General features: G+C 71.6%; 2 protein-coding genes and 1 pseudogene. 2 read left to right on the top strand and 1 reads right to left on the bottom strand.

Features of this window, described 5'->3' with window-relative positions:
* Positions 1 to 651, bottom strand: a pseudogene (locus FV223_RS20330) (hypothetical protein); the annotation flags it as partial.
* Positions 652 to 678: 27 nt separating this feature from the next.
* Between FV223_RS20330 and senA the strand changes: the two are divergent.
* On the top strand, positions 679 to 1968 hold the full coding sequence (senA, locus tag FV223_RS20325; protein WP_147728703.1) for a selenoneine synthase SenA: 1290 nt from the start codon (positions 679 to 681) through the stop codon (positions 1966 to 1968).
* Between the two features lie 460 nt (positions 1969 to 2428).
* Positions 2429 to 4672, top strand: a complete 2244-nt coding sequence (locus FV223_RS32450; RefSeq protein WP_147728702.1) for an EAL domain-containing protein — start codon at positions 2429 to 2431, stop codon at positions 4670 to 4672.
* Positions 4673 to 4772: the final 100 nt, after the last annotated feature.

The following is a 4772-nucleotide window of genomic DNA, read 5'->3' as shown; positions in this document are numbered from 1 at the left end:
GCGCCCTGCCGCCCGCCTCCCGCATCCGCGTCGTCCATCTCGGCGGCGCGCCCGACCCGGCGTGGGCGGATCGCGCGCGGGCCGAGATGCAGGCCAACCCGCGCTACGATTGGCGCGGCGAGGTCTCCGGCGCACGGGTGCGGCGGTTCCTGCGGCGCGGGCGGCGAGCGCGGCGCGCAACGGGTCCTTCTCGGCGCGCAGGTGGCCGACGACGAGGATCTCGAAGGTGCGCGTCGTGGGCGGCAGGCGCTCCTCGCTCGCCGGCACCGACTGCACGATCACCGCGAGCTTGTCGCGGTAGGATTCCGGGATCGCGTCGGCGACGAGGTCGTGCAGGCCAACGAGCGCGTCGGCGAGATCGAGCGAGCGCAGGGTGGTGCCGGGATCGGCGGCGAGATCGTGATTGATGTCGGTCCCGGTCAGCGCGACGACGAGGGGGCGCTCCGGGTATAAGCGCCGGTATCGCGCGATCGCCGGGGCGCTCTTCCAGGCGTGCAGCGCGATCATCAGGTCGCAGGGCGCGTCGGCGTAGGCGGTCGCCACGACGACGCGGTGGCCGAGCCGGCGCAGGATGCCGGCCCAGCGCAGGGCCGTCGTGCGGTTGCCGGCCCGCGAACGTTTCGGCGCCGGCGTGATCAGGATGATGTCCATGGGTCGATCGCTTATCGGATGGGTGCCATGACCGACGCCACACAACTCATCGCGATGCTGGAGGACAGCCGCGCCCGGACCCTCGAGCTGGTGGCCGGGCTCGATGCCGAGCGGCTGATCGGGCCGCGGCTCGACATCGTCAACCCGCTGCTGTGGGAGATCGGGCACCTCGCCTGGTTCCACGAGCACTTCATCCTGCGCGCCCTCGACGGGGCGGAACCCGCGATCGCGGATGCCGACGCGGTCTACAATTCCGCGGTGCTCGCCCACGACGATCGCTGGGTGCGCGCGCTGCCGCCGCTCGACGTCACGCTCGGCTACATGGGCCGCGTCCACGACGCGCTGGTCCGGCGCCTCGACGGCTCGCCGACCGCCGAGGAAGCCTACCGCTACCGGCTGACCACCTACCACGAGGACATGCACGGCGAGGCCTTCACCTATTCGCGCCAGACGCTCGGATACCCGGCGCCGTCCTTCGCCGCCTCGGCCGGTCTCGCCCCGGTCGCGGAGGGGCCGTGGCCGGGCGACGCGGCGATCCCCGGCGGCACCTTCCGGCTTGGCGCCGAGCCGGGCGAGGCGTTCGTGTTCGACAACGAGAAGTGGGCGCACCCGGTCGAGGTCGCGCCGTTCCGCATCGCGCGGGCGCCGGTGACCAACGCGGAGTTCGCCGCCTTCGTCGCCGCCGGCGGCTATCGCGAGCCGTCGTTCTGGGACGTGGAGGGATGGCGCTGGCGCTGCCGGAGCGGTGCGGAGCACCCCGCGCATTGGCAGCCGGACGGGGCGGGCTGGCGGGTCCGCCGCTTCGACGGCGTCTCCGACCTCGCCCCGCACCAGCCGGTGGTCCATGTCAGCTGGTACGAGGCCGCCGCCTACTGCGCCTTCGCCGGCCGCCGCCTGCCGACCGAGGCCGAATGGGAGGTCGCGGCCTCCACCGCCCCGACCTCGGGCGGGGCGATGGGGCAGGTGAAACGCCGCTATCCCTGGGGCGAGGCGGCACCGGATGCGACCCGCGCCAACCTCGACGGCGGCCGCCTCGGCTGCGTCGACGTGGCCGCCCACGAAGCGGGCGACAGCGCCTGGGGCTGCCGCCAGATGATCGGCAACGTCTGGGAATGGACCGCGAGCGACTTCCTGCCCTATCCGGGTTTCTCGCCCGATGCCTACCGCGAGTATTCCGAGCCCGTCTTCGGCACGCGGAAGGTGCTGCGCGGCGGTGCCTGGATCACCCGCGGGCGGATGGTCGACAACGCCTACCGCAACTTCTTCGGGCCGGATCGCCGCGACATCTTCGCGGGCTTTCGCACGGCGGCCGTGTAGGATCGTACTTCTCAGAAGTTGAATTACAACTTCTGACCTCACCCGATGGGTACTCGTTCCTTACACTGTAGATGACAGGAAGTGGAACGCCGCACGCGGAAACCGCGGGCAACGTCCTCGACTTGCGCCTCACGCACGAAATCTGAGCGGCAAAACATATTTAAGAAAATTATCGCACCCTGCTACTCGAACCGTCCCAAGGTCGCACCACGCAGCGTCGTCGTCTCGCAGGCTCGATCCGTTCGGGAGAGGCCGGAGGATCGGACCGCGCCGCCCGGGGCTCGGCCGAGGCGATTTCGGACTTGCGCGCATGTTGACCGTCCTCGGTTGCTTCACGGCCCGGCACGACCTCCGCCTCGTCGTCCTGGCGGGCGTGATCTGAGCGATCGCGGCGCTGACCGCGATCCGGCTTCTCCGCCACGCCGGCACCGCCAGCGGTCGTGCGCGATCGACCTGGCTCGTGGTCGCGGCGATCTCCAGCGGGTCGGGCATCTTCGCGACCCACTTCATCGCGATGCTGGCGTTCGAGCCGAGCATCCCGAGCGCCTACGATTCCGGGTTGACCGTCCTCTCGCTGGTCTTCGCGATCGGCCTCACCGGCCTGGGCCTGCGGATCGCCCTGTCCGAGACGCCGCGGGCGTCCTGGCTCGGGGGGGTCGTGGTCGGCTTCGGCATCGCCGCGATGCACTACACCGGCATGGCGGCCTTCGAGGTCACGGGACGTCTGCGCTGGGATCCGGCCTTCGTGTTCGCGTCGATCCTCATCGGTGAGCTCCTTTCCGCCGTCGCCGTCTCCATCGCCGTGCATGCCCGTTCGCTCACCTCCCTGTTCGGCAGCGCAGGCCTGCTCGCGCTGGCGATCGGCGCGCATCACGGGGTGGGCATGGCCGGGGTGACGATCACCGAGAACCCGCTGGCGACCCTGTCGCCCCAGGCGATGCCGCCGGGCTGGCTCGCCGGCGCCGTCGCGGTGGCCAGCCTCATCGTGTTCGTCCTCACGGCGACGGCCTACGCGCTCAGCCTTCGCGAGCAGCGTCGCGCGCGCGCGGAGATGGTGCGCATGCGCGGCCTCGCCAACGCGGCGGTCGAGGGTCTGATCGTCCTGGACCGGTGCCGGATCGTCACGGCCAACATCAGCTTCAGCCGGCTCGTCGGCCTCTCGCACGAAGCGATGACGGGCCTGTCGGTCACCGCCTTCCTCGACGAGCCCCGGACCTGGGATCGGCTCCCCTACGTCATCGGGCAGCCGGTCGAGCTGAGCCTGCGCGACGGCGCCGGCGCGGTCATCGAGGCGGAGGTGATCCTTCGGCGGATCGATTTCGCGGGCAAGCCGCATCATGCCCTGGCGGTCCGCGACATCCGGCAGCGCAAGCACGCCGAGCGGCACATCCGGTACCTCGCCCACCACGATGCCCTGACGGGCCTGCTCAACCGCTCCGCCTTCAACGCGCGCCTCGATCGCGCCATGGGCGCGGCAGTTGCGACCGGCGTTCCGATCGCGGTGCTCTGCCTAGACCTCGACCGGTTCAAGGCGGTCAACGACCTGTTCGGCCATGCGGCCGGCGACGCGACGCTGAATCGGGTCGCCCGCCGCGTCACCGGGCTGCTCAGCCCCGACCAGATCCTGGCACGCCTCGGCGGCGACGAGTTCGCCATCCTCATGGCCGGACGGACCGGGCCGGACGCTGCCGAGCGCCTGGCGAAGACCATTCTCGCGGCCCTCGCGGCGCAGGCCTCGGGCGGGCCCGCCGACGCGATCGTCGGGGTCAGCATCGGCATCGCCCTGTGCCCGCAGGACGCTGTGGAGCGCCAGGGCCTGATGGGACATGCTGATACGGCGCTCTACCGCGCCAAGGCCGAGGGCCGGGGGACCTACCGCTTCTTCGAGCCGCAGATGGGCATCGCCGTGCGCGAGCGTCACGCCTTGGAACGCGACCTCGAACAGGCCCTGGCGCGCGGCGAGTTCCACCTCGTCTACCAGAAGCAGGTCGCGGCCGCGGGCGGCGCCCTGCTCGGCTTCGAGGCCCTGCTGCGCTGGACCCATCCGACACGAGGGCTCGTCCCGCCCGACGTCTTCATCCCGGTGGCCGAGGAGCGCGGAACGATCTCGGCGATCGGGATGTGGGTGCTTCGCACCGCCTGTCGCGAGGCCGCGGCCTGGGCGTCGCCCCTGCGGGTGGCGGTGAACGTTTCGGCGGTCCAGGTCCACGATCTGGCCTTCGCCCCGCAGGTGCACGCGGTTCTGGTCGAGACCGGGCTGCCGGCCGCGCGGCTGGAGCTGGAGATCACCGAGACCGCGCTGATCCGCAACTTCGACCGTGCGGTGGCGACGCTGCGCCAGCTGCGGACGCTCGGCGTCGGCATCGCCATGGACGATTTCGGGACGGGCTACTCGTCGCTGGCCAACCTCCGGGCGTTCCCCTTCGACCGGATCAAGATCGACCGGTCCTTCGTGCGCAACGTCGACACCAACGCCCAGACGGCGGCGATCGTGCGCGCGGTCCTCGGGCTCGGCTGCGGGCTAGGCCTGCCGGTGGTCGCCGAGGGCGTCGAGACCGTCGCGGAACTCGCGTTCCTGAGAGCGGCCGGGTGCGCCGAGGTGCAGGGCTACCTGTTCGGTCGCCCGGGCCCCGTCGACACGCACGGGATCGCCCCCTGCGCAGCCGCCGTCGCGGATGCGCCGCGACAGGGTCGCGCCGCCTGATGGAACGCTCCGAAGCGGGCGGCTTCGCCGTCCCGGCCTATCGCAAGGCCGCCACCAGCACGCCCGCCGCGATCGCCCACAGGGCCAGCGTCTGCCACAG

The sequence above is a fragment of the Methylobacterium sp. WL116 genome (assembly GCF_008039455.1).
Taxonomy (GTDB): Bacteria; Pseudomonadota; Alphaproteobacteria; order Rhizobiales; family Beijerinckiaceae; genus Methylobacterium.
This window is presented reverse-complemented; position numbering and strand designations above follow the sequence as displayed.